The 25,264-nt window shown below is 33.0% G+C and carries 23 protein-coding genes and 1 pseudogene; 1 reads left to right on the plus strand and 23 read right to left on the minus strand.

What is annotated here, in order from left to right; genetic code table 11:
• Positions 1-11: 11 nt before the first annotated feature.
• From TTHE_RS08245 to TTHE_RS08305, 14 genes and pseudogenes are all read right to left on the minus strand, one after another.
• Complete coding sequence (locus TTHE_RS08245) at positions 12-794, minus strand: electron transfer flavoprotein subunit beta/FixA family protein (RefSeq protein WP_013298135.1); 783 nt, start codon at positions 792-794, stop codon at positions 12-14.
• A gap of 13 nt (positions 795-807) precedes the next feature.
• Positions 808-1,950 carry an acyl-CoA dehydrogenase gene (locus tag TTHE_RS08250; protein WP_013298136.1) on the minus strand — a complete coding sequence of 381 codons (1,143 nt, stop codon included), beginning with the start codon at positions 1,948-1,950 and terminating at the stop codon, positions 808-810.
• 42 nt (positions 1,951-1,992) lie between these two features.
• Positions 1,993-2,772, minus strand: a complete 780-nt coding sequence (locus tag TTHE_RS08255; protein WP_013298137.1) for a short-chain-enoyl-CoA hydratase — start codon at positions 2,770-2,772, stop codon at positions 1,993-1,995.
• Between the two features lie 379 nt (positions 2,773-3,151).
• Positions 3,152-4,432: a nickel-dependent lactate racemase gene (gene larA, locus TTHE_RS08260; RefSeq protein ID WP_013298138.1), complete on the minus strand. Its 1,281-nt coding sequence runs from the start codon at positions 4,430-4,432 to the stop codon at positions 3,152-3,154.
• A gap of 23 nt (positions 4,433-4,455) precedes the next feature.
• Complete coding sequence (locus TTHE_RS08265; protein WP_013298139.1) at positions 4,456-5,868, minus strand: FAD-binding oxidoreductase; 1,413 nt, start codon at positions 5,866-5,868, stop codon at positions 4,456-4,458.
• Positions 5,861-6,874 (minus strand): electron transfer flavoprotein subunit alpha/FixB family protein, encoded by a 1,014-nt coding sequence (locus TTHE_RS08270; protein WP_013298140.1) that lies wholly within the window; start codon positions 6,872-6,874, stop codon positions 5,861-5,863. Before TTHE_RS08270 ends, TTHE_RS08265 begins: the two co-directional genes overlap by 8 nt.
• A gap of 27 nt (positions 6,875-6,901) precedes the next feature.
• On the minus strand, positions 6,902-7,699 hold the full coding sequence (locus TTHE_RS08275) for an electron transfer flavoprotein subunit beta/FixA family protein (RefSeq protein WP_013298141.1): 798 nt from the start codon (positions 7,697-7,699) through the stop codon (positions 6,902-6,904).
• Positions 7,700-7,822: 123 nt separating this feature from the next.
• Entirely contained in the window at positions 7,823-9,415 is a 1,593-nt protein-coding gene (locus tag TTHE_RS08280) for an L-lactate permease (RefSeq protein WP_013298142.1), read from the minus strand.
• A gap of 196 nt (positions 9,416-9,611) precedes the next feature.
• Positions 9,612-10,319 (minus strand): FadR/GntR family transcriptional regulator, encoded by a 708-nt coding sequence (locus TTHE_RS08285; RefSeq protein ID WP_013298143.1) that lies wholly within the window; start codon positions 10,317-10,319, stop codon positions 9,612-9,614.
• Between the two features lie 717 nt (positions 10,320-11,036).
• A complete protein-coding gene (locus TTHE_RS08290; RefSeq protein ID WP_013298144.1) occupies positions 11,037-11,843 on the minus strand; it encodes a helix-turn-helix domain-containing protein in 807 nt (268 codons plus the stop codon).
• A gap of 498 nt (positions 11,844-12,341) precedes the next feature.
• Complete coding sequence (locus TTHE_RS15150; RefSeq protein WP_434579365.1) at positions 12,342-12,509, minus strand: sunset domain-containing protein; 168 nt, start codon at positions 12,507-12,509, stop codon at positions 12,342-12,344.
• A gap of 57 nt (positions 12,510-12,566) precedes the next feature.
• Positions 12,567-13,344 (minus strand): annotated as a pseudogene (locus TTHE_RS14610) (ComEC/Rec2 family competence protein); the annotation flags it as partial.
• Between the two features lie 144 nt (positions 13,345-13,488).
• Complete coding sequence (locus TTHE_RS14620) at positions 13,489-13,782, minus strand: hypothetical protein (protein WP_013298146.1); 294 nt, start codon at positions 13,780-13,782, stop codon at positions 13,489-13,491.
• Positions 13,783-14,151: 369 nt separating this feature from the next.
• A complete protein-coding gene (locus tag TTHE_RS08305; RefSeq protein WP_013298147.1) occupies positions 14,152-14,955 on the minus strand; it encodes a Cof-type HAD-IIB family hydrolase in 804 nt (267 codons plus the stop codon).
• Between the two features lie 687 nt (positions 14,956-15,642).
• Here TTHE_RS08305 and TTHE_RS08310 point away from each other — a divergent pair.
• Positions 15,643-17,016, plus strand: coding sequence for an IS4 family transposase (locus TTHE_RS08310; protein ID WP_013298148.1), 1,374 nt, complete (start codon positions 15,643-15,645; stop codon positions 17,014-17,016).
• Between the two features lie 454 nt (positions 17,017-17,470).
• Here TTHE_RS08310 and dagF read toward each other — a convergent pair whose 3' ends face one another.
• The 9 genes from dagF to TTHE_RS08355 form a co-directional block, all read right to left on the minus strand.
• Positions 17,471-18,226: a 2-dehydro-3-deoxy-phosphogluconate aldolase gene (gene dagF, locus TTHE_RS08315; protein ID WP_013298149.1), complete on the minus strand. Its 756-nt coding sequence runs from the start codon at positions 18,224-18,226 to the stop codon at positions 17,471-17,473.
• Between the two features lie 45 nt (positions 18,227-18,271).
• Complete coding sequence (locus TTHE_RS08320; protein ID WP_013298150.1) at positions 18,272-19,384, minus strand: DgaE family pyridoxal phosphate-dependent ammonia lyase; 1,113 nt, start codon at positions 19,382-19,384, stop codon at positions 18,272-18,274.
• A 75-nt stretch (positions 19,385-19,459) separates the two neighbouring features.
• A complete protein-coding gene (locus tag TTHE_RS08325; RefSeq protein ID WP_013298151.1) occupies positions 19,460-20,116 on the minus strand; it encodes a DUF4310 family protein in 657 nt (218 codons plus the stop codon).
• A 3-nt stretch (positions 20,117-20,119) separates the two neighbouring features.
• Positions 20,120-20,902, minus strand: coding sequence for a DUF4311 domain-containing protein (locus TTHE_RS08330; RefSeq protein WP_013298152.1), 783 nt, complete (start codon positions 20,900-20,902; stop codon positions 20,120-20,122).
• A gap of 126 nt (positions 20,903-21,028) precedes the next feature.
• Positions 21,029-21,361, minus strand: coding sequence for a DUF4312 family protein (locus tag TTHE_RS08335; protein WP_013298153.1), 333 nt, complete (start codon positions 21,359-21,361; stop codon positions 21,029-21,031).
• The gene (locus TTHE_RS08340) at positions 21,354-21,731 is read right to left on the minus strand and encodes an SFCGS family glycine-rich protein (RefSeq protein WP_013298154.1); all 378 of its coding nucleotides are present in this window, start codon (positions 21,729-21,731) and stop codon (positions 21,354-21,356) included. Before TTHE_RS08340 ends, TTHE_RS08335 begins: the two co-directional genes overlap by 8 nt.
• Before the next feature lie 14 nt (positions 21,732-21,745).
• Positions 21,746-22,120, minus strand: a complete 375-nt coding sequence (locus TTHE_RS08345; RefSeq protein ID WP_013298155.1) for a hypothetical protein — start codon at positions 22,118-22,120, stop codon at positions 21,746-21,748.
• Positions 22,113-23,246 carry an amidohydrolase/deacetylase family metallohydrolase gene (locus tag TTHE_RS08350; protein ID WP_013298156.1) on the minus strand — a complete coding sequence of 378 codons (1,134 nt, stop codon included), beginning with the start codon at positions 23,244-23,246 and terminating at the stop codon, positions 22,113-22,115. Before TTHE_RS08350 ends, TTHE_RS08345 begins: the two co-directional genes overlap by 8 nt.
• Before the next feature lie 16 nt (positions 23,247-23,262).
• Positions 23,263-25,119, minus strand: a complete 1,857-nt coding sequence (locus TTHE_RS08355; protein ID WP_013298157.1) for a BglG family transcription antiterminator — start codon at positions 25,117-25,119, stop codon at positions 23,263-23,265.
• Between the last annotated feature and the right edge of the window lie 145 nt (positions 25,120-25,264).

The following is a 25,264-nucleotide window of genomic DNA, read 5'->3' on the forward strand; positions in this document are numbered from 1 at the left end:
CATCGCGCCTCCTATATCACATGTCTGCTGTTTAATCTTTCAACTAGATTCTGAACAGCTTCTTTTATATTGCCAGTAAATATTTCTCCAGCTCTTTCAGTATTTGGAGTTGACGTTGCTACAACCTTAGTTGGTGAACCTTTTAGTCCAAGTTCATTTTTATCAACTTCTAAATCATCTGCAGTTAAGATTTTAACTTCTTTTTTATTGTAAGCATTGAATATTCCTTTTATTGAAGGATACCTAGGCACATTAAGTTCTTTAATAGCTGTCAATAAGACTGGCGTCTTAACTTCAATGATTTCATATCCATCTTCAAGAGCTCTTTCAACTATGAGTTTGTCTCCTTCTATTTCTACCTTCCTTACATATGTTACCTGAGGTATGTCTAATTGTTCTGCAATTTGTGGTCCAACTTGTGCAGTATCGCCATCTATCGCCTGTCTGCCGCAAAATACAATGTCGTACTGAAACTTTTCAATTGCTTTTGATAGTGCTTTTGCAGTAGCATAAGTGTCTGCGCCTGCAAATGCTCTATCTGTCAAAAGATATGCTTCATCAGCACCCATAGCAAGAGCCTCACGTAATGCTACTTCTGCTTGTGTTGGTCCCATCGATATTACAGTTACTTTTCCGCCGACTTTTTCTCTTATCCTGATAGCTTCTTCTAAGGCATTTTTGTCATCAGGATTAATAATGCTTGGAACACCTTCACGTATAAGTGTCTTTGTTACAGGATCAATTCTAACTTCGTTCGTATCCGGAACCTGCTTAATCAAAACAAGTATATTCATAAGTGTGCCCTCCTTACATTTTCAATAGGTTACCGGAAATAACCATTTTCTGGACTTCCGATGTGCCTTCATAAATTTCTGTTATTTTTGCATCTCTCATAAATCTTTCCACTGGATAATCTTTTGTAAAGCCATAGCCGCCAAATATCTGAACTGTTTTTGTCGTTACAAACATTGCTGTTTCGGAAGCATATAATTTTGCCATAGCTGCTTCCATTGTGTACGGAAGACCTACCTGCTTTCTCCAAGCGGCATTGTATACAAGCCATCTTGAAGCATTTATTCTCGTTGCCATATCAGCTATATACCATTGAATGCCTTGAAATTTTCCAATTGGTCTTCCAAACTGTTGTCTTTCCTTTGCATATTTTATCTCTTCATCTAAAGCAGCCTGAGCTATTCCAAGGGCTTGCGCTGCTATTCCTATTCTTCCACCATCTAGTGTAGCCATCGCAATTTTAAAACCTTCTCCTTCTTTACCAAGTAAATTTTCTTTTGGTACAATACAATCTTCAAACACAAGTTCGGCAGTTGATGAAGCTCTTATACCCATTTTTTCTTCAATTTTGCCAATGCTAAAACCCGGAAAATCTTTCTCAACTATAAATGCACTAATGCCTCTTGTGCCTTTTGATTTGTCTGTCATTGCAAAGATTATATATATGTCAGCTTTTCCTCCGTTTGTAATAAATATTTTTGAGCCGTTTAATACGTAGTGATCACCATCTAATACTGCAGTTGTCTGCTGTCCAGCTGCATCTGTACCTGCGTTAGGTTCTGTAAGGCCAAAAGCGCCCAATTTTTCACCTTTTGCAAGTGGCACTAGATATTTTCTTTTTTGTTCTTCTGTTCCCCATTGATATATTGGAAAACTTCCCAATGAAGTATGAGCAGATAAAATTACTCCAGTCGTAGCACAAGCTCTTGATATCTCTTCAACAGCTATGATATAACTCAAGTAATCTCCACCTGCTCCACCATACTCTTCTGGATAAGGAATACCCATCATATCGTTTTGAGCCATTTTTCTTACTGTATCCCATGGAAACTCTTCTGTGATATCTATTTCTTTTGCTTTAGGAGCAACTTCTTTTTCAGCGAATTCTCTCACAACACGCCTTACCATTTCTTGCTCCTTTGTTAATGAAAAGTCCATAAAATTGCCTCCTTATTGATAATTTTGTAACAAAAATTGATATTATTTGCCAAATTTAGGCGCCCTCTTTTCAGAAAACGCAATCATACCTTCTTTTTGATCATCTGTTGTAAAACATAAGGAAAATTTCTCAGCTTCTATAGTATTGCCTGTATCTAAGTCTGTTTCCATTCCCTTATTTATTGCTTCCTTTGCTAGAGAAATTGCTATTTGACTTTTTGACATCATTTTTTTCGCGAGTTTTTTTGCTTCTTCAATGAGATCAGATAGTTCAACAACTTTAGATATAAGGCCTATTTTATATGCTTCATCAGAATTTATCATGTCACCTGTGAAAATAAGCTCTTTAGCTTTAGAAGTGCCTATAAGACGTGGTAATCTTTGAGTTCCTGAAAAGCCAGGTATTATTCCAAGTCCTACTTCAGGTTGACCAAATTTTGCATTTTTACTTGCAATACGTATGTCACATGCCATAGAAAGCTCGCATCCACCACCAAGTGCAAAACCATTTACCGCTGCTATAACAGGCTTACTTAGCATTTCTATCTTCCTAAATACTTTCTGTCCATAAAGAGAGAACTTCTTCGCTTCAAGTGGTGTCATATTACTCATCTCAGCTATATCAGCACCTGCAACGAAGGCTTTTTCACCGCTGCCAGTTATAATTAAAACTTTTATCTCTTTATCATTTTCAACTATATCAAGCACACTATCTAACTCTTTTAGTGTCTCATAGTTTAATGCATTTAAAGCCTTTGGACGATTTATAATGATGAGAGCTATCCCATCATCCTTATTTAATAAAACATTATTAAAATCCATTGAAATCCTCCTTTACATAATTTTATAGCCATCAGCAAGCAAAAAAGCCAGATAACAAGCTAAAATGAATTGCTTTCAAGTCAGGTATTTGTTATGTTTTTATCAATTTCAAATTTATTATATACCTATTAACCGCAAGATGCAAGTAATTTTTGTTAATTTTTAATCAACTAATACTCAAAATTACACTATTAATGTGTAACTCAATGAAAAATAATATTTATATTAGTAAGCTAAGTGATTTGTAAAAGGCTTAATTTAAACCTCTTACAAACCACCAATGAATATAATAAGGGCAGAATTTTTAAAGAATTTGTGAAATAATGTTAGTACAAAAATTAACCTTAAAATTATCTGTCATTTTAAATTGACAGCGTATTTATTTTTCCCTTACAATAACTGATACTCCATCTGGTATTACATTTATCTTAGAATCATTGTTAACAATGCTTTCTGCAATTTTTAACGCTTCACCTAAATCCTTTGCTGGTGTCATAAACATGTCTTTTACATATTCATAGTTTTTGCTATCTGTCACCATTATGACCTTATGATTTATTAGAATTCTGGCTAATATCTGTGCTTCCCATTGATCCGGAAGCGTCTCGTCACGTCCTCTCGAAAGGATCTTATTCATCACATCTTGTGGGTCTTTGGATTCTTTAAACCATCTGTAAAATCCTTCTCCTCCATGACCATCAGCACATTCGGCGGCAATGATTATCACGCCGCCGTCTTTACAAGCAGCCTCACCTGCCGTCATACCTTTTACAGACTGGTAGATATTTTGATCAAGTGGATAACCGCCATTTGATGTTATTACAATGTCTGCAGGTTTTGCATTCACCGTTGCAATCTCGCTTACAAATTCACACCCCTTTAAGTGTGCCTTTTCACTATGTCCGGCAAAAGCATTTACTATCTTGTGACTTGAATCTATAACGACATTTAAGATAAATGCAAGGTTTGCTTTTTTAGCAGCATAGATCATGTCTCTGTGTATTGGATTATTTTCTAAAACACCTGTTCTGGCATATGGATTTTTGATAAACTCAGAGCAATGATTTGCCAAGATACATTGAACGCTGGCTATTCCTGGCAGGATACTTTTTCTTCCACCGGAGAACCCCGCAAAAAAGTGAGGTTCTATAAAACCTTCGGCAACTAACAAGTCTGCTTCCACTGCCAATTTATTTATTTCTAGTTTGCCGCCTGATGGCAATGTACCTATCAATTCCATATTTTCACTATTTCTCGAGTCATGAACTACAAATTGTTCATTTTCAACGAGATCTTCTCCAAATTTTGCTTTCATTTCCTGCAATGTCGTTCCCCTGTGAAATCCTGTTGCAATTAAAATCTTTACATTAGCACTTTTGTTCTTTTTTCTTATTTCATCGAGAAGCAATGGTAATGTAATCCTGCTCGGTACAGGCCTTGTGTGGTCGCTTGTTATGATTACAATGTTTTTCTTACCTTCCGCAAGGTCTTGAAGCCTTTTTGTTCCTATTGGATTCTCTAATGCCCTCTTAACTATATCTTCTTCTGACATATTTACCTTATAGCTTCCAGCCTTTGACCTTAGTATACCCTGGATTCTCTCATCTGGTAAATCAAAAGCTAATTTGCTTTTGCCATAAGGAATTTCTATATTTGCCATAGAACCATCTCCAAAATAGTATTCTATATAACTTTACCAGGGTTCAATATATAATTTGGATCAAGTGCTCTCTTAATAGCTCTCATAACTTCGATTTGTGCTGGCTCTAATGCCATAGACATAAACTCTCTTCTCTTGTGTCCAATACCGTGCTCACCGCTTATTGTGCCACCTAAGTTAATTACTTCTTTGTAGAGCTCCGGCAATAATTTGTGGTGCAAGATATCAAGCCATTCTTCCATTGTGAATTTAGGATTTTTTACAGGGGTTGCATGAATATTGCCATCACCAGCATGACCGTAACAAGGTATAGGTACATCATATTTTTCAGATATCTTCCTAACCTTTTCCATAAATTTTGGTATTTCTGATATTGGAACGACGACGTCTTCAAGGCTCTGGTCAGGGCTATACTGCTTCCAAGCTTCAGCAATATTTCTTCTAATCTTCCATATCCTCTCAGATGTCGTAGCATTATCTGCGATATATACTTCAATTGCTCCATTTTCCATGCAAAGATTTCCTATTACTTCATACTGTTCTTCCAGCTCTGCTTTGCTGTTCCCGTCAAGCTCAATGAGAAGCATAGCACCTGCTTCTTCAAATGGTATCTTTTCATTAAGGTATTTACAAGAAGTCTTAAATGAAAGGTCGTCCATGAATTCGATTGATGTCGGTATAATCCTTCCAAATGTCATTATTTTAGGTACTATCTTAATTGCCGTATCTATATCTTTAAAAAGAACCAATAAATCTACCTTTGACTGCGGAAGGGGCATTAATTTTATATATATCTTCGTAAATATTCCAAGTGTTCCTTCAGAACCTACCATAAGATGTATAAGGTCATATCCTGTAACATCCTTCATACGTTTTCCACCAAGGTGTAAAATCTCCCCTGTCGGCGTCACAACTTCAAGTCCATAAATATACCTTCCTGTAACGCCGTATTTAACAGCTCTTCCGCCGCCTGCATTTTCTGCAACATTGCCGCCTACATAGCATGTCTCAACACTCATCGGATATCCAGCGTAAAAAAGTCCATCATCTTTAATTACATTATTTATTTCATTAGTAACAACACCGGGTTCTACAACCGCCATTAAATTATCTTTGTCTATCTCAAGAATCTTGTTCATCTTTTCGACTGATAGAACAATGCCGCCTTCAACAGGTACTGCACCACCTGATAGACCACTGCCAGCACCTCTCGGCGTAACTGGAATCTTGTATTTATTCGCAAGTTTCATTATCTTTGAAATTTCTTCTGCCGACGATGGTTTTACGACAACATCCGGCATATGTGCATAGGATTTCTCCGCTACTTCGTCGTGTGAGTATGCCTCCATAGCATCGAAGTTATTGTAAATAACATTTTTATTGCCTACTATCTCAATCAGTTCATCTACGATTTCAGGTGTCACTTTATTATACATTTGCTGAAGCCTCCTTTGCCTTGTATTCCTTTATTCTCTCTATCAAAAGCGGTAATACTTCATTCAAGTCTCCAACTATTCCAAGGTTTGCAAGGTGGAATATCTGTGCATCGGGATCTTTATTTATTGCTATAATATTTTCTGATGTCTGCATGCCTGCAATATGCTGGACTGCTCCAGAAATGCCTGCTGCAATATACAAGGCTGGTGAAACCGTTTTGCCGCTTAAGCCAATCTGATGCGGATATGTCTTCCAACCTCTATCAACAACATCACGTGATGCACCAACAGCACCTCCAAGAAGTTCCGCAAGCTCATCAATTATTGCAAAATTTTCCTCCTTGCCTACACCTTTGCCGCCTGCAACAATTACCTTGGCATCCTGTACTGTTACTTGCTGTGATTCATCTTTAATAAATCTCAAGTATTTCGATTTTGTTTTAAATAGGCTTTCATCGTATTTTTTATAAATAACCTCGCCGTTGCGATTTTTGTCGGGTATTGCCGGCTTCATTGAGTGGGGTCTTACAGTTGCCATTTGCGGCCTCGTATTAGGTGTCTTTATTGTTGCTAAGATATTACCACCAATAGCCGGCCTTGTCTGAAGCAAATTTCCTGTTCCTTCCTCAATATCTAAAACCGTACAATCAGCTGTAAGACCTGTCTTCTTCCTTACTGCAACATATGGCATCAAGGTTCTTCCTGTTGTTGTCGCTGCTGCTATAAAAATGTCCGGCTTATATTCGTCAAGTAGTGCTATCAAAACATTTGCATATGATTCAACAAGAAAATTTTCAAGGTTTTTGTCATCTACCACGTAAACTTTATCTGCACCTCTTGCAATAAGTTCATCAATATCCTCTTTTTTGATGTCATAACCCAAAATAACTGATGCTAATGCCGTATCTAATTTCTGTGAAAGATTTTTGCCTCTATTTAAAAGCTCATATGATACACTGCTAAGTTCCCCGTGCCTAAATTCTGCTAATGTCCAAACTTCACCCATTTATTATTCACCCTTTCATCAAGTTTTCTAAATAAACTCTTTCTTAATAAGGTAGTCCATGATTTTGTCCACTGCTTCGTTTAACGTTTTCTCATCTTTTACAACTATTTTTTCGCCTTCCCTTGTAACCTTAGGTGTAAATATTTTTACAACCCTTGTAGGTGACCCTTTAAGGCCGAGGTTTTCTTCATCTGCATTAATATTTTGTGGCCCCCATACTGGTATCTGCATTTTCTTTGCCTTAAGTTTTCCTCTTAATGTAGGAAGTCTTGGATCGCTTATCTCTTTTACAACTGTAAGTGCTGCTGGAAGTTCTAATTCTATCTCTTCATAGCCACCTTCTACAAGACGTCTAACTTTGATTTTCCCATCATTTAGTGATAATATTTCACTTGTAAATGTTGATAATGGAAGGTCTAAGAAAGATGCAATTCCGGGACCTACCTGTGCAGTATCTCCATCTGTTGCCCTTTCACCGCAAATCACAAGGTCAAAATCGCCTATCTGCTTAATGCCGTTTGCAATAACATATGATGTTGCCCAAGTATCTGATCCTGCGAATTTTCTGTCTGATAGAAGTATACCATCGTCGCATCCCATTGCAATTGCTTCTTTAATTGCCTCAAGTGCTTTATCTGGCCCCATTGATATAACGATTACTTGCCCTCCAAACTTTTCTTTTAACCTTATAGCTGTCTCTATAGCGTACAAGTCAAGCGGATTTATAATGCTCTCAACGCCTTCTCTTACCATTGTCCCTGTCTCGGGATTCATTTTTACATTGCTTGTTTCAGGCACCTGTTTAATTGGTACAACTATTTTCATGTTTACACTCCTCTCCACATTTTAAATCATGCTCAACTGGTCTGACCAGTTTCTTTATTTATATTTTACATCAAGTACTATATTTTTGCAAGTCTTTATTTTATTAATATTGTTAAATTTCTGTTAAAGCATATTACCTACTGCAAATATCAAAACACCTAGCAAAATGGCATATCCCAAACAATACAGCAATGTCGAATTGAGAATACGCCCTTCTTTACCCACTAAACCTGTTGCAGATGCAGCAACAGCTATGCTCTGAGGTGATATCATCTTCCCTGCCGATGCACCAACAGTATTTGCAGCGGCAATCCATGCAGCATTAGCATGTATCTGCAATGCCGTTTGCTTTTGCAATGCGCCAAAAAGGATATTTGAAGATGTATCACTGCCTGTTATAAATGTCCCAAGTGCACCAATCAACGGTGATATGAATGGATATACTTTTCCTGTCGTGTCAGCTAAGGCTACTGCGATAACAGATATCATCCCACTATAGCCCATGACTTTTGCCATCGCAACAATTGATGAAACGACGACTATTGTAGGTAATAACTGTTTTATCGTTTTTCCAAATATCTTTAAAAGTCCCTTTATGCTGCTTCCTTGGACAAATCCGCCGATTATTGCGGATATAAACATAATAGTACCAGGTGTCGTTATCCACTGAAATGATGATGGTTTTCCATTTGGTCCAAAATATATTTGTACTTTTGTTGCTACATCTCCTAAGAATTTAAGATCGGGTATAAGATTTACTGCCATTATAAGGACAAACAAAACAATATATGGTGTCCAGGCGATAAGCTGCTTCTTACCGCTTATTCTTTTATCATGTTCATTTACTGCATTTGTCGAGGCTATTTCGCCACTTGCTTTTTCATCAGGGAAAAGCCAGATTTTTTTCACTGGTTTTATCTTAACATAGATGATAATAGACAAAAGTGATGCCAATGAACCAACAATTGCTGCAACTTCCGGTCCTACGAATACTGCAACGGCTGTTTGAAATAGTGCAAATGATATTCCACTGACTATGCAGGCACCTAAAACCTCTTTCAAATATTTAAAGGATTTCGTCATTATTATAACAAGAACTATGGGTAAAATAATTATAAACGGTATGAGCTGATATGCCGTATACGTTGTAAGCAGGCTCTCTTCAATACCTGTTACCTGTGAAAGCGTTATTATAGGTATTCCAATACCGCCAAAGGCAACGGGTACAGTATTTGCAATAAGACATATGACCGCAGCAAATAACGGATCAAAACCAATACCTGCCAATAAACTTGCTGGTATTGCAACAGCTGTACCAAAACCTGCTGCAGCCTCTAAAAAACCACCAAAGGAAAATGCGAGAATTAATGCCTGTATCCTTCTATCAGGAGATATTTTAGCCAATGTTTCATTGATGATATTCATACACCCTGTCTCAACTGTTACATTGTAAGTGTATATTGCTGCAATAATTACCCACACAATCGGCCATAAGCCCGTTGCAACACCTTCTAAAACCGATTGTGAAGCAAATTTTACAGGCATACCCCATGTAGTTATACTCAGCAAAATCGCCAATGCCAATGATATTAGTGCCGCAATATACGCCTTCATTTTAAACCAACCGAGGCTTATTAAAAGCCACAAAAGCGGTATAAATGCAACAATTGCTGAAAGCAGAACATTTGAAAACGGTCCTTGAATTCCTCCAGACATAACATCCCTCCATTCAATTGTTTGAGAAAAGATTATGGTATGTCATCGTTTACTTAAAGCATATCCTCACATTTCTTTTTCTATCAACCTCCCTTATCATCTGATTGTATGATGGCCTTACCAATATAGTTATTTAATAAAGAAAGCTTTCGCTTTCTAAAATTTTATTCAGTACTCAATAATTAATTATTAACAATCATTTCTCAAGTTTTAGCTTTCTAAGTTCTTCCTGCACAAAATTTATGTGCTCTATAACATATTCTCTTGCATCATCTGCTTTGCCATTTTCTATACTTTCTAATATATTTTTATGCTGTTGATAAAGAAGTTCTAAATTTTTAGGATTACTCATAAGTCTCTTTCGTGAATTTACTATATAATTATCTACTCCAATTGATAATGCTTCGACTATATCATAAAGTAGTTTGTTCTTGGTAGCCCTACATAATGCCCTATGAAAATTTTCATCTGCATATGTATTTTGATCTTCATCAAAATCTTTTCCCATCATTTCAAAATACTTTTTCATTTCTGATATTGATTCTTCATCATGCTTTTGTGCTGCAATATATGCGCTTTCGCTTTCAAGTATTTTTCTTAGCTCGATAAATTCTGTCTCATCATTTTCAAGCGCTAAAGCTAACGACATAGTCTCAATAATAGCATTTGATACATTATTTACAATATATGTACCTCCACCTGGTTTTGTTTCCAAAATTCCTAGTATTTCAAGTGCCGATAGTGCCTCTCTTATTGATGCTCTACTAACATTTAATATATCTGATAAATCTCTTTCGGATGGTAATTTGCTCCCTTTTGATAGATTGCCATTGTATATATTGACTTTTATCTGTTCTATAATATTTTCAAAAACTCTTTCCGATTTAACTGGCTTGAAATCCATTTTTATTCTCCTTTACTTTTATAATATCATGTGAATATGACTTTTACAATATTAGTTATATTTTTAACAAAACTTTCTAATTAATTAAAATTATTTATTTGCCTTTTTCTCTTACGTCGGACTGTAATATGAGCAAAGTTAAAATTTTATAATTTAATGGCATAACATAGATTTTGCTAAAAAAATAATTCATATAGAAAACAATATGCAAAAAGTTGATAAAAGTTGATAATGAACTTCTATTATTACCAGAAAAAAGAATTAAATTAAAGTCCTATAAAAATTCAAATCATCTCGTAAAATTTTGAGATTTATCAAAAGAAACAGTTTGTATTAAAGGATGAATTTAAAGATAAATATATAGATAATGTTTTTATTTAGCTATTTTTTATAAAAACAAAAAAACCGCAACTGCTTGCGGCAACTTACTTTTAAATGGTCTGAGTGACTGGATTTGAACCAGCGACCCCCAGAACCCCATTCTGAGTATATATTTTTTAAGTAATTTTAATTGGTTTTATTAAGCTTTAAAAATGCCTAAAATTAGGCTTTTTTTATTTTTAAAACTGGAAATTGTTAGACTTATTTCATGTCTAATTTTAAGTAGTTTTATTTATTTCGTTAGCAAAATGTTAGCAAAGTTCGTTAGCAGATTCATGTGAAGAAAACATTAGGAAATGTCCAATAAGCTATAAAAAATAAAATTTAGGAATTATATCACCTGCTGTCCCGATACGGTCTTGGTTCTTTTAGTATACCTGTTACAATACCAACAATCCGAAAATCATTAGTAAACGGTATTGGCTTATAATCTGGATTAGCAGGCATTAGAAAATATTGATTATCCTTCTGGATAAAATACTTTATTGTTACTTCACCATTCTCAGAAACGGCTATGATTATATCTCCATAATCCGCTGTTGTATTTATAGTCGCAAACACAATATCACCATCATCTATACCTGCATTAATCATGCTATCTCCAGTTACATTTACTGCAAAGTCAGCAGGTATTTCTGACGGTACTACATACCAGTCACATATATCATCAGTGCCTACTTCATTTGGATACCCTGCAGGTATCTTGTTTGCATAGACAGGTACATAAGTGACTGGTTTACTTGACTGTAATAAACTATGCAGAGCTTCCTTTGCTTTGTCAACTTCGTTAGACGCTTCTTTAAGCTGATTGATGTACTCTTGTACCTTGTTTAAAGGTGCTTCAGCGATACTCTCTTTAAGAGCATTTAGCTGATTTACAGCAGATGTATACTGCTCTAAAGCTATATTGATGATGTCATCATCAGTTCCAGCAAACACTTTCTGGTCGACATGAAAGAATTCCGCAAGTCTTTTAATGACTTGTTTATTTGGTTTTCTTTCTCCAGATAAATATTTTGCAACAGCCCCATCTGTAACGTTCACTGCTTCGGCTATCTGGTGAATTGTAACGTTATTGCGCTCTTTAAGTTGCCTCAACACTGCGCCAATATTAGCTGCAACTTTGTCATGCAATTTGTCCATAATATCCCTCTCCTTTCAATAAATTTTATTATGCCTATTGACATAATAGAGAATATAGATTAGACTATGTACTTATATTTGACAGTTGGAGAAAAGAAAAAAGCTTGAGAAGCATTGAAAATACTATGTTTTTGCAACTTACTGATACCTATAAAAAGTGAGTAATATTTTTGGTTGATACTATTTTATATATTGGCAATTTTACTCTGAAATTTGAGATATCAAAAAAAATTATCTACATTACTCATTTTAAAGTAAAATGAAATTTAACACGAAAATAAACTAATTGCAAGACTTTAGGAACTATTTAGAATTCTACAACTGTCAAAGTCCAGACATTATTATTTATACTATACATATATAACAAAATATAATAAACAATATAACATATACATTATTTGTGTTGGATTATTATATATTTATATATTATTGCTTTTATTATTACTACTATTATGTACAAAAAGATTAATTTTGGTCTTATATTTTTTTGTTCTTTTATCATTTTACTGGTCGATATCCAGCTGCTTGAGCTTCAGCTTCCGTCTTAAACCATGCTTCTGCTTTAGTTCTGTCATACCAGGGATCTCCAGGCAGGTGGTATATCTTCTCTCCTTTGCTGTTTATATTTCCTTTTATAAGTCCATGTCCATTTGCATCAACATACACTTTCCCACTGTTTACTGAAACAGATGTGCTTGAAGAATTATATGTATTGCCACTTGTTTTTCCTGAACTTCCATAATTATAATCTCCAGGTTTTATATTAAAACTTATATTGCTTCCATCACTTGTAGCAACAATTGTACCACATTCATCTGTTCTATACACAATGATACCTGCATTTTTTAGTTTATCCATTGTTTCTTTGTGTGGGTGACCATAGTCGTTATTTTTACCACATGATATCACCGCATACTTTGGATTAACCGCTTGCAGGAATGGCAAAGTTGTTGCTGATGAGCTGCCGTGATGTCCTACTTTTATTACATTTGCTTTTAAGTTGTATCCTTTATTGAGTATTTCTTCTTCAGATTGTGCACTTGCGTCACCTGTAAATAAGAAAGATGTATTTTCGTATGTAAGTTTAATTACTGCGCTATAATTATTTAAGTCATCATATTTTGTACCATTGGGTGCCAGCATTTTTACTTTAACGTCAGAACCAAGATCAAGAGTTATTCCTGCCTTTGTAGTGATAATTGAGAGACCTTTTGATTTAGCAGCTGTTAAAACATCTTCAAAAGTTCTTGTTGTAGTAGTTGCTTTCGGCATATAGAATTTGCCTATGTCAAAATATTACATTATCCATACCGCCTATATGATCCTCATGAGGATGTGCTCCAACAAGAACATCTATTTTATTTATTCCAAGATTTTTTAAATACGATACAACTGTGCTTCCCGCTTCGTTTGTTCCCGCATCTATGAGTAAAGTTTTACCTGAAGGTGTTTGTATGAACTCGCTGTTACCTTGACCTACATTTATAAAATGTACTTTTAAAGTACCTAATATGGATGCATTATTTTGCTTGTCTGACTCAACATTGTTAACTTTGGCATTACTAGCTGTGGTATTTTGAGAATTAGTTGAAACTTCTTTATTATTATTTTCTTCTGATTTATTAACCTGTGTCGTTGTTGCAGTTTAATTGTATTGCTTGATGGTGTTTGTTTGTGGAGTATTTGCAAAGCCTATCACCATTATTACTAAGGACATTGCAAGTGGTAATAGAACTTTAAATAACGGTTTTGTACTTTTCTTATGCATTATAAGGTCTATTATTGAGAATATAAAGAACGGACCTGCATGAAAAACTAACCCGACACTCAAGCTTGAGAAAAGCATCAATAGTGCAATTACGTAATAGATAGAAGCTATAATCTTTTTCCACTTAACATTAGATCTGAAACCCGGTATATACTGAAATAATTTTTCCATTTTATAGCCTCTACTACCACATTTTACATAACTATATTATAGCATATTAATTGGTCTTATTACGTCCTTTAATAAAAAATACCTGTTTTTAACAGGCATATTAATATTCTGATATGTACATTTTCCCGCACCTTTTAAGATGAATACACAGTGTGAACGCTGTCTTATCTTAAAATAATCTTTTGTAACAGGTTCCACACAAGCGCTATAAGTACATTTTCACCGCATCTACAAGACTTTAGAGGCTTTATATAGTAGTGTACTGTTTATAAATTTTAATTGCATACTTTATAAAACATCGTACTGTGTTAAACTTTTCGTGTCCATACCAATAACTAACCCCAATAAATGTTTTACATAACACTCATGCTATATTATTTTATACTCTTTCAATATATAAAATATTGCATCTTCATTATTGGTATGCTTAGATACTAATTTGTACTCTTTCAAAAGCTTTGGATCAGAATTCTTTACAGCAACACCAATTTTAGACCACTTAAGCATTTCTAAATCATTAATACCATTTCCTATTGAAATTACTTCATCGCTATTTATATTAAGTTTTTTACATAGGAATTCTAAAGAATTTCTTTTACTATTACCATAGGGCACTAACTCTAAACTACCAGGTTCGGAGGATGTATTAGTAACAGAATATTTAAATTTACTTTTTACTATTTCACTTATTTTATTTATTTTTTCTGAAGTATCAATAAATACTATCATGTTTGGATCTTCATTTATAAAATCTGATAATTTACCTACACACTTATAAGTTATCCTATTATTTTTTGAAAAATTCCTTGCTTCTTCGTTATCATCTTGAATATATAATATGTCATTAATGTATACCTTCGTATAAACATTAATTTTTTCAGCTTTTATTAATATATCTTTTGCAATATCTTTATCTATTTTTGAACAATATAAAACATTGTTAGAATTAGATTTTTGAATAAAAGCCCCGTTATAACAAATAATATACACATCCAAATTATGAATTTTTGCATAATAATTTGCTGCTTTAAAAGTTCTACCTGTTGCAAAAATTATTTTAATATTTTTATCTAGAAGTTTTTTTAATGCATATAAATTTTTTGCTGATATTTCAAGATTGCTATTTAACAATGTTCCATCCATATCAACAGATAGTAACTTTATTAAGGCCATCTGTGCACCTCACAATTAAAATTATTTTGGATCCGACCTTATCCTAAAAACCTCTATTTAAGCTATTTTAAAGGAATGTTTTTTTATATCATTCTATTTTTAATCGATATATAAAGCTTAATGTCTTTTTTTGCCTATATCATAATTTGCAATCTCTTCTCTTGATAAAACCAATAATTGATTTGATTAGATGTTTAAATTTTATTGTTTACTAATGATACAGTGTCAAAAAAAGTCCATAATTTTATTAGAGATTAGCTCACAAGTTTTGTTTTATTCTTTAAATAAGAGAGTCCTTAAAAATTAAAATTTAACTGATGATGATTATTTATTTTGCGATGAAAGTTTTCAAATCACAAAATGTAGCAAAAATATTTAGATAGTTTATTTAGCAAAAAAATCGTTGTAGTCACTATAAATATAAGATAATTCTTTATGCCCATGTTACTATCTTAAACACTTTAATAATAAAAAGTAGCTAAAATAAATATGCTATTACCTACTGATTATAGGCCCTCAATTAATAGGGCCTATATTTTGAAGTAATAAATAAACTCAAACTTCGCACTTATAAAAGTAGCTCTGTACCTTGATAATTCAATATTATTTGCCTATAAAATAGCATGAGACCTCCATTTTTGGTATAATTGAATTATCTAAAAAATAAACCAATTGGAGGCTCATGCTATGAATAGTATAACACAAAATTACCAAATTGATAATAAGGTTTCTACTTCGATTAAAAGTTTTTTCAAAAAATATAGAATTTCGGCTGCTTTAAGATTATCGAATGCTTACAAAAGCAAGGGTATTCCGGTTATTTCCATTTTTGAGTACTTATTCAGTATGATCTTCACCAATAGATCTATGTATATGAATATGCTAATGGGTACAAATCAGGCTGGTTTTAAGAAGGACACGGTTTACAGACTCTTAAACTCTATCCATATCAATTGGATCCGGTTTACTACTTGGCTTAGCGCGCAGATTATAAATGAAACAATTACTGGGTTAACAAGCGATAAACGTGTAAATGTTCTTATTGTGGATGACTCTTTGTTCGAACGCTCTAGCTCTAAAAAAGTAGAGCTACTAGCAAAAGTATATGACCATGCTAAGAAAACATACAAGTATGGCTTTCGCTTACTTACACTCGGATGGTCAGATGGAAATACTTTTCTCCCAGTTAATGGATGTCTTTTATCTACCGAAAATCAAAAGAATCGTATCAATGAAGCTATAACTATGGACAAGCGATCCGCCGGGTATTTAAGAAGGAATTTAGCCCAAACCAAAGCAACAGCCGTAGTTCTGGAATTAATAAAGGCCGCTAAAAAGGCAATGATTCCAGCATCCTATGTATTGTTTGACACTTGGTTTTGTTCTCCTTCTTCTTTGATTGCTATTAAAGAGATGGGCTATGATATCATTGCAATGGCGAAGAAAACATCAAAGATGCATTACCTATATAATGGAATAATGCAGCCGTTAACGGCAATATACAAGCAAAACAGAAAAAGAAGAGGTAGGTCAAGATATCTGTTATCCGTGGAAGTTTCCCTTGAAAAAGACGGAAAATCTATTCCTGCTCGAATTGTATTTGTCCGAAACAAGAATAAGCGAAAAGACTACCTGGCGCTTATTACCACGGATATGAACCTTAATGAGGATGAAATCATTCGTATATACGGAAAGCGCTGGGATATAGAAGTCTTTTTCAAAGTGTGTAAATCATACTTGAAGCTCAGCAAAGAATGTAATTCATTATCTTACGATGCGATGACAGCACATACAGCAATAGTATTTACCAGATACATGATGCTTGCACTAGAGAACCGCCGATCATCAGATTTGCGAACAATGGGAGAGATATTTTACTACATACAGGATGAAATGTCTGATATTACATTGATTCAGGCTTTTCATCTGCTTATGCAAGTATTCTTAGATACAATAGCAGATAAACTATCGCTGACTTCGGAGCAGCTGGACCAATTACTTAATGCTTTTATGGCTGCGATTCCAAAAGAACTTAAGGAAAGACTCCCAAAATGTGCATAATTGCGTGAATTACTATACTTTTTTCTGGCAAAGTATTAAGTTTTCAAGGAACAGAGTAATTATCTATGTGCGAAGTTTGAGTAAATAAATTAAAGATTGAATCAAAAAATATAATTATCACTTAATAGCGTTTAACCTTAACAGAACATATGTTGAAAATATTAATTATGTAGGTAATTCAAATACTTTTGAGCATATTGCTTGCTAACTCTTGTTATAGACACTGTTAAAGCAAATAATTTTTAATGCAAGATTACTTGGTGGTTGAAATCATACTGCTTTAAATATTTACTAATACTCGTCACTAAACAATCGCAGATTTTTATGTTTCTTCTAACTTTTGGCTACTCTTTATTTAGTTATAAATGTTAAAACATATTTTTAAATCTTTATTATTTCACATTTTACCTATTTTAATTTTTGTTTTCAGGTAATCTTTCAATTACATTTTAACCTATAATAATTTTTTTACCTCACTATAAATATCATAAACGATGTTAATATCCGTAAGGCCTGTTTTTTTATTAATTGCATAGCTATAAATGTGAGGTATTACCTTTTCGCAACCTGCATCTAAACAAGTTTTTATTATATTGATTATATTTTCTTTTGTAATCCCACCTGTTGGTTCAATTATTGGAAACCCATTCCTAGCACATGCCTCTGCTAATTTTTTTACTTCTTCTAAACAACTATCGCCATGTATATTATAGAACTTAATCGAATCTACTCCACTATCTTTTAACATTAATATAGCAGTATCTACGTCTACTATTCCGCTTTTATTTCGACTACTATTTGGTCCCGTACTTATTTTAACTTTTCCAGGCTCTCCGGTCGGACCTATTAATGCATTTACTATGGTATCATCAAATCCCTTTGCTTTTAAATATCCTTTTGTAAAACCGGCTGTTGGAAAAACTTGATTTACATGAGCTGGATTAACTTCCCCAGCAATTTTAGCAGCAACTTTCCATTGGTTTGGATCTCCTCCGCCTAATCCTACTGATATATTTGCAGTTGGTGCTTCCTTTTGATAGTTTTTAATATATTTAATACCTTCTTCAACGGTTTTAAATTGATTTGATAATATGCCTATAAATACATTTCCGTCAAGAATATTTATTATTTCCATAGCATTTTTAGGAGTTTTTGCTAAAAAATTAAATGCTATTTTGTCTTTGTAAAATTTATATTTCTCTAAATTCATTTTTAACCCCTCTTGTTTAGATTTTTATATCCAATAATCTTTTAACTATTTTTTTGAATTAATAATTTCTGCTATTCTCGATATTATTATTTTTTCATCACCATCATTTAATGGTCTTGGGTCAATATCAATATAACCAATATTTGCATAATAATCTCTTGTATATATTGCTATATCCCCTGTTTCTAATCTTTTTATTAATTCGAATGCAGTCATGCCTACTTTCTCTTCATCTATTTTTATTCTTGCTCTATATATATCTCTTCCTGCTTCATCCCGAATTAAAACGGCTTCAATTCCTTTTATTAAATTTAATTCTTTTACCATATCATTCATTTTATTTCTATTTTCTAAAGCTTTTCCCTCTACATCTGCTTTTCCATATAGTTCTATAGCTTTTAAAAGTCCCATAATATTTTCTTTTCCGACTTTCATTGCTCTTCCTATTCCTTTGTATTGTTCCTTACAATATTTTATCCATTCTTCCTTCCCTGTTATAAATCCAGAGGTTGGACCACCAATGGCTTTACCACCACTGTATATTACCATATCTGCTCCCAATTTTACATATTTCTTTAAGTCTTCTTCTGCTGCGGCATCTATTATTAAAGGAAGTTTATGGTTATGTGCAATCTCAATCATTTTTTCTATTGATAACATACCCTTTTGTACGGTATGATGAGACTTAATGTATATTAATGCGGTAGTTTTATCATTTATTGCTTTTTCTACATGTTGATATTCAACTTTATTCGCTTGACCTACTTCTACAGGTATTCCGCCCCCTAGCATAATCATTTGATTTATTGGTGCTCCAAAATTTATTGAATGTCCTTTCTGTATGATTATTTCGTTCTTTAATCCGTCACTTTTGGGCATTTTTTCTATTAAAGATAGGTTATCTTTTGCGATAGTAGCAGCAACTGAAATTGCTATTCCTGCTGAAGCACCTACTGTTACACAGGAATCATCCCCTCCTGTATATTTTGATATTATTTCTCCTGCTTTATCTATCAATGACGATATTTCAACATATTCCATAGATGCTTTCTTTATCATTTCTGCAACTTCTTGAGAAACAGCTGTTGCACCTAATGCAGTCATTTTCCCACTTGCATTTATTACTTTTTTTAAGCCTATTTTTTCGTACACATTCATTTATATTTCTCCTTTTATTTTTAAATTTTATTTTATATTAGCTGACAGATAAGTTTTATCTGTCAGCTTAAAAACTCATTTTATAGGAAAGAAAATACCAAATAACATTGCACCCAGAATAGCTCCTCCAGCAACCGGTTTTTTAAAAGCATAAAATATAGCAGCACCTATTATTGAGCCAATGCCAACCGGTATTGATGCCATAGTAGCAGAAACTACTATTAAAGGTCCTAAATATTGTCCCGATGCATTACCGGCACCCATCATGATGTCTGCACCAAATGTAGAATCTGAAGTATCTATCGTAAATTTCCTAATAGCAATAATTATAACGCCTATTATGGCACCAGCAATTGCTCCAGTAACTAATGCTAATGTGAAATACTTTAAAGGTGCTGTAATACCAGCTCCAAGCAATAAAGCTGCTATCCCAATTCCTACGCCTGTTTGTAGAGAACCACCGATATCCAAAATACCAACAAGTGGTCCTTCTAAAATACGTGCAAAAAGAAATGCTCCACCAAATGCTGCAGCTGCCCCAAAACCGCCACCTTTAATTCCAGCTTCTAACATTGCAACGACAGCCAAATCATTAAAAGCACCAACGTGATAAGTATAATACATATGCGTACCTGAAAATATGCCTGAAGCAAGAGATACTACAAATAAAACAAATGCCCATTCAGAGTACCAAAAGCCTTGTTTTTCATGTTCAATAACTTTACTTTCCATTGTTTACTTCACCACCATACCAAAAATTTTGTGTAAATTAATTAAACTTTGAGGTACAATAATATTAAAGCTCTTAAGCAAAGTTACATCAAAACCACGGAAAAAACCACTCAAGATGAAGAGAATTATAACAGTAACACATAAAGTTTTAGTTATTCGATTCCAACCTGAATCATCTACTCCTTTTCCAATTAAAATACCTAGTACAATGCCGGGTACTGCATTACCCATTATTAATTGTGCTAACCCACCTAAAATCGTTCCCCAAACACCAGTCCGTTTTCCAGCATCAAGTGCTGCTATCCAAAAAACAATCGGCATAACTGGATTAATCAACCAATTAGCAGCAGGAACTAAAACTTTTACTGCCACATTTTGTAATGATTGTGGAATCGCCGCAGAAGTAGAATTTATAATAGGCACAACTATCATCCCAATGAGAGCACCGGCCAATGCCATTTTTTTTGGATCTTTTAAGGTTTCGTTAACGTTTTTATTTTTAGACAGTAGTAATGCTGCGGCCCAATTAGGAATAATTCTATGTTCTACATCTTGTGTTAAAGCACCGGCACCAAGATTTGTTGCCCATGAATTAAACAAAAAACCAAGTCCAAATGAGAAATGTGAAATAGGATCACCTTGACAAGCATTTAATTCTCCTAAAGTACGAAAAGCACCCATTCCTTGAATTGTTGGAGCGAAGAACATCCTAGCAGCGCCTCCTCCGACTCCAAATCCTACTAATGCACCAATTATTACTGATTTTAAAATTATTGTCAATAACATAAAATATAACCCCCTTTTCATTCTAGAAGTTTATTTTAGATTTGTAGTAAAATTTATTTCCCTCCTTAAAATTAAATAATTATCTAATTTTAAGTTTATAAAAAGCACTCCTAAATTCCAATAAACTTATTTCTTTAAGTTACATAAAAATGAAAGTTTATTTTCTGACTCTTCAAATTTTATTTGTGAAATCTCTATAATTCCAACGCGAACAGTTATTTCTGTTTCGATCTCATAAAAAGTACGTTTTCGTGGAAAAAATAATCCAAGAAATCTTTCTGTATATACGATTTTTCTTGCATTTATAATTACCACACTTTTAGGTTCAATTCTAATTAATAATTCTTTTGTTTTTTCCACAAGACGGCTTTTAATTTGTGAAAAAATTTTATTAAATACTTCTTCTATTGTTTCTCCATTGCCTTTAATTTTTAATTTTTTTTCAAATTCCTTATACATCTTTCTTCTCTTTTTCAGCTAATTTTATTAATTCTTCAGTAAGTCTCTTCCCGAGTTCTTCTATATCCATAAATCCAAAACCAATAACTTTTTTACCTTCTCTTAAAGCGGTTAAACCAGCTTCAATAGATCTAAGGCCAAATGCTACTGGATATCCATATTTTGTTTGTGCGGTTAATGCACCTGCTCCTCCACTGCCGCAAAAAGATATACCCAAATCTGCATTTTGTTCATACATTACATCACCTACCTTCATGTCTGCACCGACACCGGGAATTACAATTGCAATACCACCTGCGGATTCGACACCCTTTGCGACATTTTTTCCTTTGCCGAGTCTATCACCAATTACTACTTTTACTTTACGCATTTTCACCCTCCTTATTATTCTAATTTTGAAACATCGAAGTGAACAGCCAATAAAAATATCTCGACACTATCTAATTTTTTATGTTGTTTTTGCACATATTGTTGTAAAATTTCTGTACTTAGTTCTTTTGAGCTAAGTGAAATTTCCTTCCATAAATCAGATTCTATTGGTGGTAATTTGCTATCATTCTGTATTCTTCTAATGAAAGCTAATAAATGATGTCCTATTAAAATTAATCTATTACTAGTAAAAGAAAAACCTTTTTCGCCTCCTTTCAATTCAATAGCTTTTAGTAGCTCCCCTAGCTGATTTTTCTCATATTCCGTTACCACCTCTTTTTTGCAAATTTCTTCTATTACTGTATTTAAAGAAACATTTGTATTATTCATTACATTTAAATACCTCTCCTGATTTAATTGTATATAATGGTACCAAATATTTTCCAACTAAAACTTCTTCTCCCATTGAATCTTTTAATTTTATAGGTGAATGTTTCCATGTTAAAATTGATATATCTGCCACAGTTCCTACTCTTAAATTACCAATTTCATTTTCCATTCGAAGTACTTTTGCAGGCATATTTGTAGTCGCTTTTACCACGTCTTCCAGTGAATAACCCATTGCAATCAATTTTGTCATCGTAATGGCCATATTATAAACTGGTCCATTTAAATTAGAGTTATAAATATCAGTACTAATAGTGCTGGGGTTTAATCCTAATTCTTTAGTACGTTTTATTGTCTTAAAACTAAAACTTGATGTACCATGTCCTACATCAAATAAAACACCACGCTTTAAAGCTTTTTCAGCTTCTGGTATTAAATAACCATTCTCATTCAATATACCTCCTTTCTTTCCATGAAAAGCATGTGTTACCACATCACCAGCATCTAATAGATTAAGAATATCTGCAAGGTAAGGAGGATAATTCCCGATATGAACCATTAATGGAACACCTATTTTTTGGCTTAAATTTTTGGCTATCTCAAGAGGTCTAATTCCATTTCCCTTAACAACAGAAGAACTCATTCTAACTTTTATACCACGAATTAAATTGTTATTTGAAATAGCTTCTATTACTTTATCAGGTTCTAAATATTTAAGATCAGCTAATTCAGAAAGTCCTTCACAAAGCCCTTGACTTGCAATATTAATCCAAAGTAGAATTCGTGTATTATTATTTTCAACTACTTCCTTCATAAAGTAATTTAAATATTTAACTCCCGTACTTCCGGCATCTACTACTGTTGTAACTCCTTGCTTTATGCCAACGTTATCAGCTAGTGTACCTAATAAAGTTCTATTCGGAAATACATGTACATGTAAATCTATCAGGCCTGGAATAACCAGATTTCCAGATACATCTAATTCATTTTTAATATTACTTTGGTTTAAATTACCAGGTTTAAGAATACTTTGAATTTTCCCATTAGATATAGCAACATCATATTTCCCATTTATATTATTGCTTGGATCTAATACATGACCATTTTTTATAAGTAAATCAATATCCATTTATTAATTACCTCTTTTATTTAAAATATTGTATAATAGTGACAATTTCACTCTCTGGAATATCAATCCCATTTCTATCAAAAATGCTTTTAAGCCGTTTTAACACATTTGATGAAGTATTTATTTCATGAATGTTTTCCATTTTATAAGTTGAATTAAATGCTAACCTGTTGATCATAAGTAGAATATGCAGCAACAAACCCTCTATTCGTTCTTTTGTAAGTTCGTCATGAAATTCTTTAATTACATCTAAGCCTAATTTATATCCTTTAAATATTATATTTTCTACAAACTGCTTATTAACACAAGATTCATAGGTTATATGCTTAAATTCATGTCTTTGTTTAAGTTCTACAATATATTGCTTAATGAGTTCTATATCGTTATCATTAAGTAGAGGACTAACAACAACTGTATTAACTTTTTTTGATTCTATCGGTATTGTAGAAATAATTAAATCCACATGTCTGTCTTTCAATGTTTCATTGATTTGATGATATGCTACTGTTCCAACAACATTTACATTAAAGATTGATTTTAATCTCGTTGATAACATTTTTGCTGTTCCTATACCAGTACTACATACAATTAAGATATTAGGTCTTATTATTTCTTGTCCATTTAATCTTTCAATGGCTGCACCAAAGTGCATAACAAAATATGCTATTTCATCTTCGGTTAACTTTTTTTCTGTATAATCTTCTATAGGTTTTAAAGCATGTTTAACTATTTCAAATAATTTGCCATAATTATTCTTTATTTCTGCCACAATAGGATTCTTTAAATCAAGTTCATGTTTTAATCTATATATCGTTGGTATTAGGTGATCTGTAAGCCCATTAATAAGTTGCCTATCTTTTAATAAATCCATTCCCAATAAAGAACTAGCAGTCTTTATAATCCTTTCTGCTAATTTTCGATAATCAATCTGATTCTTATTTTCTCTTCTTTTTGTATTTGTTATATTGCTTCCTAGAAAATGAATAGTTATATAGCCAACTTCGTCAATTGGTAGAATTATATGAAAATGATCTTCTAACATCTTTGCTATATTTAACGCAACTTTAAATTCCCTTGTATTCTTTAGAGATTCAAGTTCATCCCTTGGTATGATTATATCTTTCCCTAGCTGAATTCTCTTTATGGCTATCGCAATATGAATAACAATTCCCGTATATGCTATATCTGAAAAGATCGTATTCAGTTCTCTTTCCGCCATTTTTATACATTCCTCAATATATTCTAAATCTATATCGGCAAAAAGTTTTCTAATTTCATTATCCATACCAACATTAATTTTTTTATAAATTGGTGTCTTTATTATATCTAAAGCTTTATCGATATCCATTGTTTCCATAATAAGTTCAATTGCTGCTTTCCTTAACTTATTCTCATTGCCTAATACTTTAATACCATATTTGGGCATGGATTCTAATTCAAGATCATGATCTTGAAGCCATCTTCTTACATACTTAAGGTCATTAATTATTGTAGGTCTTGATACCATAAGTTTTTCAGCTAAATTATTTATTGTTGTATAATCCCTATATCCTATTAGATCACTTAATATTATATTTATTCGTTCATTTTGCTTTAAAGCGTAATGATAAAAGTTCACATTGCCTAATAACTTTAGAACTTCGTTTTTGTCTTTAATTAAATTAGAAAATTTAACTCCTATATTTGGTTTTCTTATCAATTGTGGCAAATTATTGTGCTTTAAAAATTCATCAATTTTATTAAGATCATATCTTATAGTTCTATTGCTTACTTTAAATAAACTGGCCAATTCATCAACTTTTATTGGTAAATTTGCATTTATAATTTTTATCAATATCTTTGTTCTTCTTTCATTGAGTATGATAATTATCACCTCCCTCTATAATCTTTGATTTTCTTTTAATATCTCACTCATTCTCAAATTTTCATGATCTTCAAAGGAGCCCTCATGTATATTAATGCTATTTATTCATTAATTTTACATATGATAGGTATCCCAAATAAGCTTCTGTTGTTTT

Source organism: Thermoanaerobacterium thermosaccharolyticum DSM 571, assembly GCF_000145615.1.
GTDB lineage: Bacteria > Bacillota > Thermoanaerobacteria > Thermoanaerobacterales > Thermoanaerobacteraceae > Thermoanaerobacterium > Thermoanaerobacterium thermosaccharolyticum.

Excerpts from the sequence above, each read along its gene's own strand:
- TTHE_RS08245 (WP_013298135.1), bottom strand. The coding sequence starts at position 794 with ATGAATATACTTGTTTTGATTAAGCAGGTTCCGGATACGAACGAAGTT.
- TTHE_RS08250 (WP_013298136.1), bottom strand. The coding sequence starts at position 1,950 with ATGGACTTTTCATTAACAAAGGAGCAAGAAATGGTAAGGCGTGTTGTG.
- TTHE_RS08255 (WP_013298137.1), bottom strand. The coding sequence starts at position 2,772 with ATGGATTTTAATAATGTTTTATTAAATAAGGATGATGGGATAGCTCTC.
- larA (WP_013298138.1), bottom strand. The coding sequence starts at position 4,432 with ATGGCAAATATAGAAATTCCTTATGGCAAAAGCAAATTAGCTTTTGAT.
- TTHE_RS08265 (WP_013298139.1), bottom strand. The coding sequence starts at position 5,868 with ATGTATAATAAAGTGACACCTGAAATCGTAGATGAACTGATTGAGATA.
- TTHE_RS08270 (WP_013298140.1), bottom strand. The coding sequence starts at position 6,874 with ATGGGTGAAGTTTGGACATTAGCAGAATTTAGGCACGGGGAACTTAGC.
- TTHE_RS08275 (WP_013298141.1), bottom strand. The coding sequence starts at position 7,699 with ATGAAAATAGTTGTACCAATTAAACAGGTGCCTGAAACAAGCAATGTA.
- TTHE_RS08280 (WP_013298142.1), bottom strand. The coding sequence starts at position 9,415 with ATGTCTGGAGGAATTCAAGGACCGTTTTCAAATGTTCTGCTTTCAGCA.
- TTHE_RS08285 (WP_013298143.1), bottom strand. The coding sequence starts at position 10,319 with ATGGATTTCAAGCCAGTTAAATCGGAAAGAGTTTTTGAAAATATTATA.
- TTHE_RS08290 (WP_013298144.1), bottom strand. The coding sequence starts at position 11,843 with ATGGACAAATTGCATGACAAAGTTGCAGCTAATATTGGCGCAGTGTTG.
- TTHE_RS14620 (WP_013298146.1), bottom strand. The coding sequence starts at position 13,782 with ATGGAAAAATTATTTCAGTATATACCGGGTTTCAGATCTAATGTTAAG.
- TTHE_RS08305 (WP_013298147.1), bottom strand. The coding sequence starts at position 14,955 with ATGGCCTTAATAAAGTTACTATCTGTTGATATGGATGGAACATTGTTA.
- TTHE_RS08310 (WP_013298148.1), top strand. The coding sequence starts at position 15,643 with ATGAATAGTATAACACAAAATTACCAAATTGATAATAAGGTTTCTACT.
- dagF (WP_013298149.1), bottom strand. The coding sequence starts at position 18,226 with ATGAATTTAGAGAAATATAAATTTTACAAAGACAAAATAGCATTTAAT.
- TTHE_RS08320 (WP_013298150.1), bottom strand. The coding sequence starts at position 19,384 with ATGAATGTGTACGAAAAAATAGGCTTAAAAAAAGTAATAAATGCAAGT.
- TTHE_RS08325 (WP_013298151.1), bottom strand. The coding sequence starts at position 20,116 with ATGGAAAGTAAAGTTATTGAACATGAAAAACAAGGCTTTTGGTACTCT.
- TTHE_RS08330 (WP_013298152.1), bottom strand. The coding sequence starts at position 20,902 with ATGTTATTGACAATAATTTTAAAATCAGTAATAATTGGTGCATTAGTA.
- TTHE_RS08335 (WP_013298153.1), bottom strand. The coding sequence starts at position 21,361 with ATGTATAAGGAATTTGAAAAAAAATTAAAAATTAAAGGCAATGGAGAA.
- TTHE_RS08340 (WP_013298154.1), bottom strand. The coding sequence starts at position 21,731 with ATGCGTAAAGTAAAAGTAGTAATTGGTGATAGACTCGGCAAAGGAAAA.
- TTHE_RS08345 (WP_013298155.1), bottom strand. The coding sequence starts at position 22,120 with ATGAATAATACAAATGTTTCTTTAAATACAGTAATAGAAGAAATTTGC.
- TTHE_RS08350 (WP_013298156.1), bottom strand. The coding sequence starts at position 23,246 with ATGGATATTGATTTACTTATAAAAAATGGTCATGTATTAGATCCAAGC.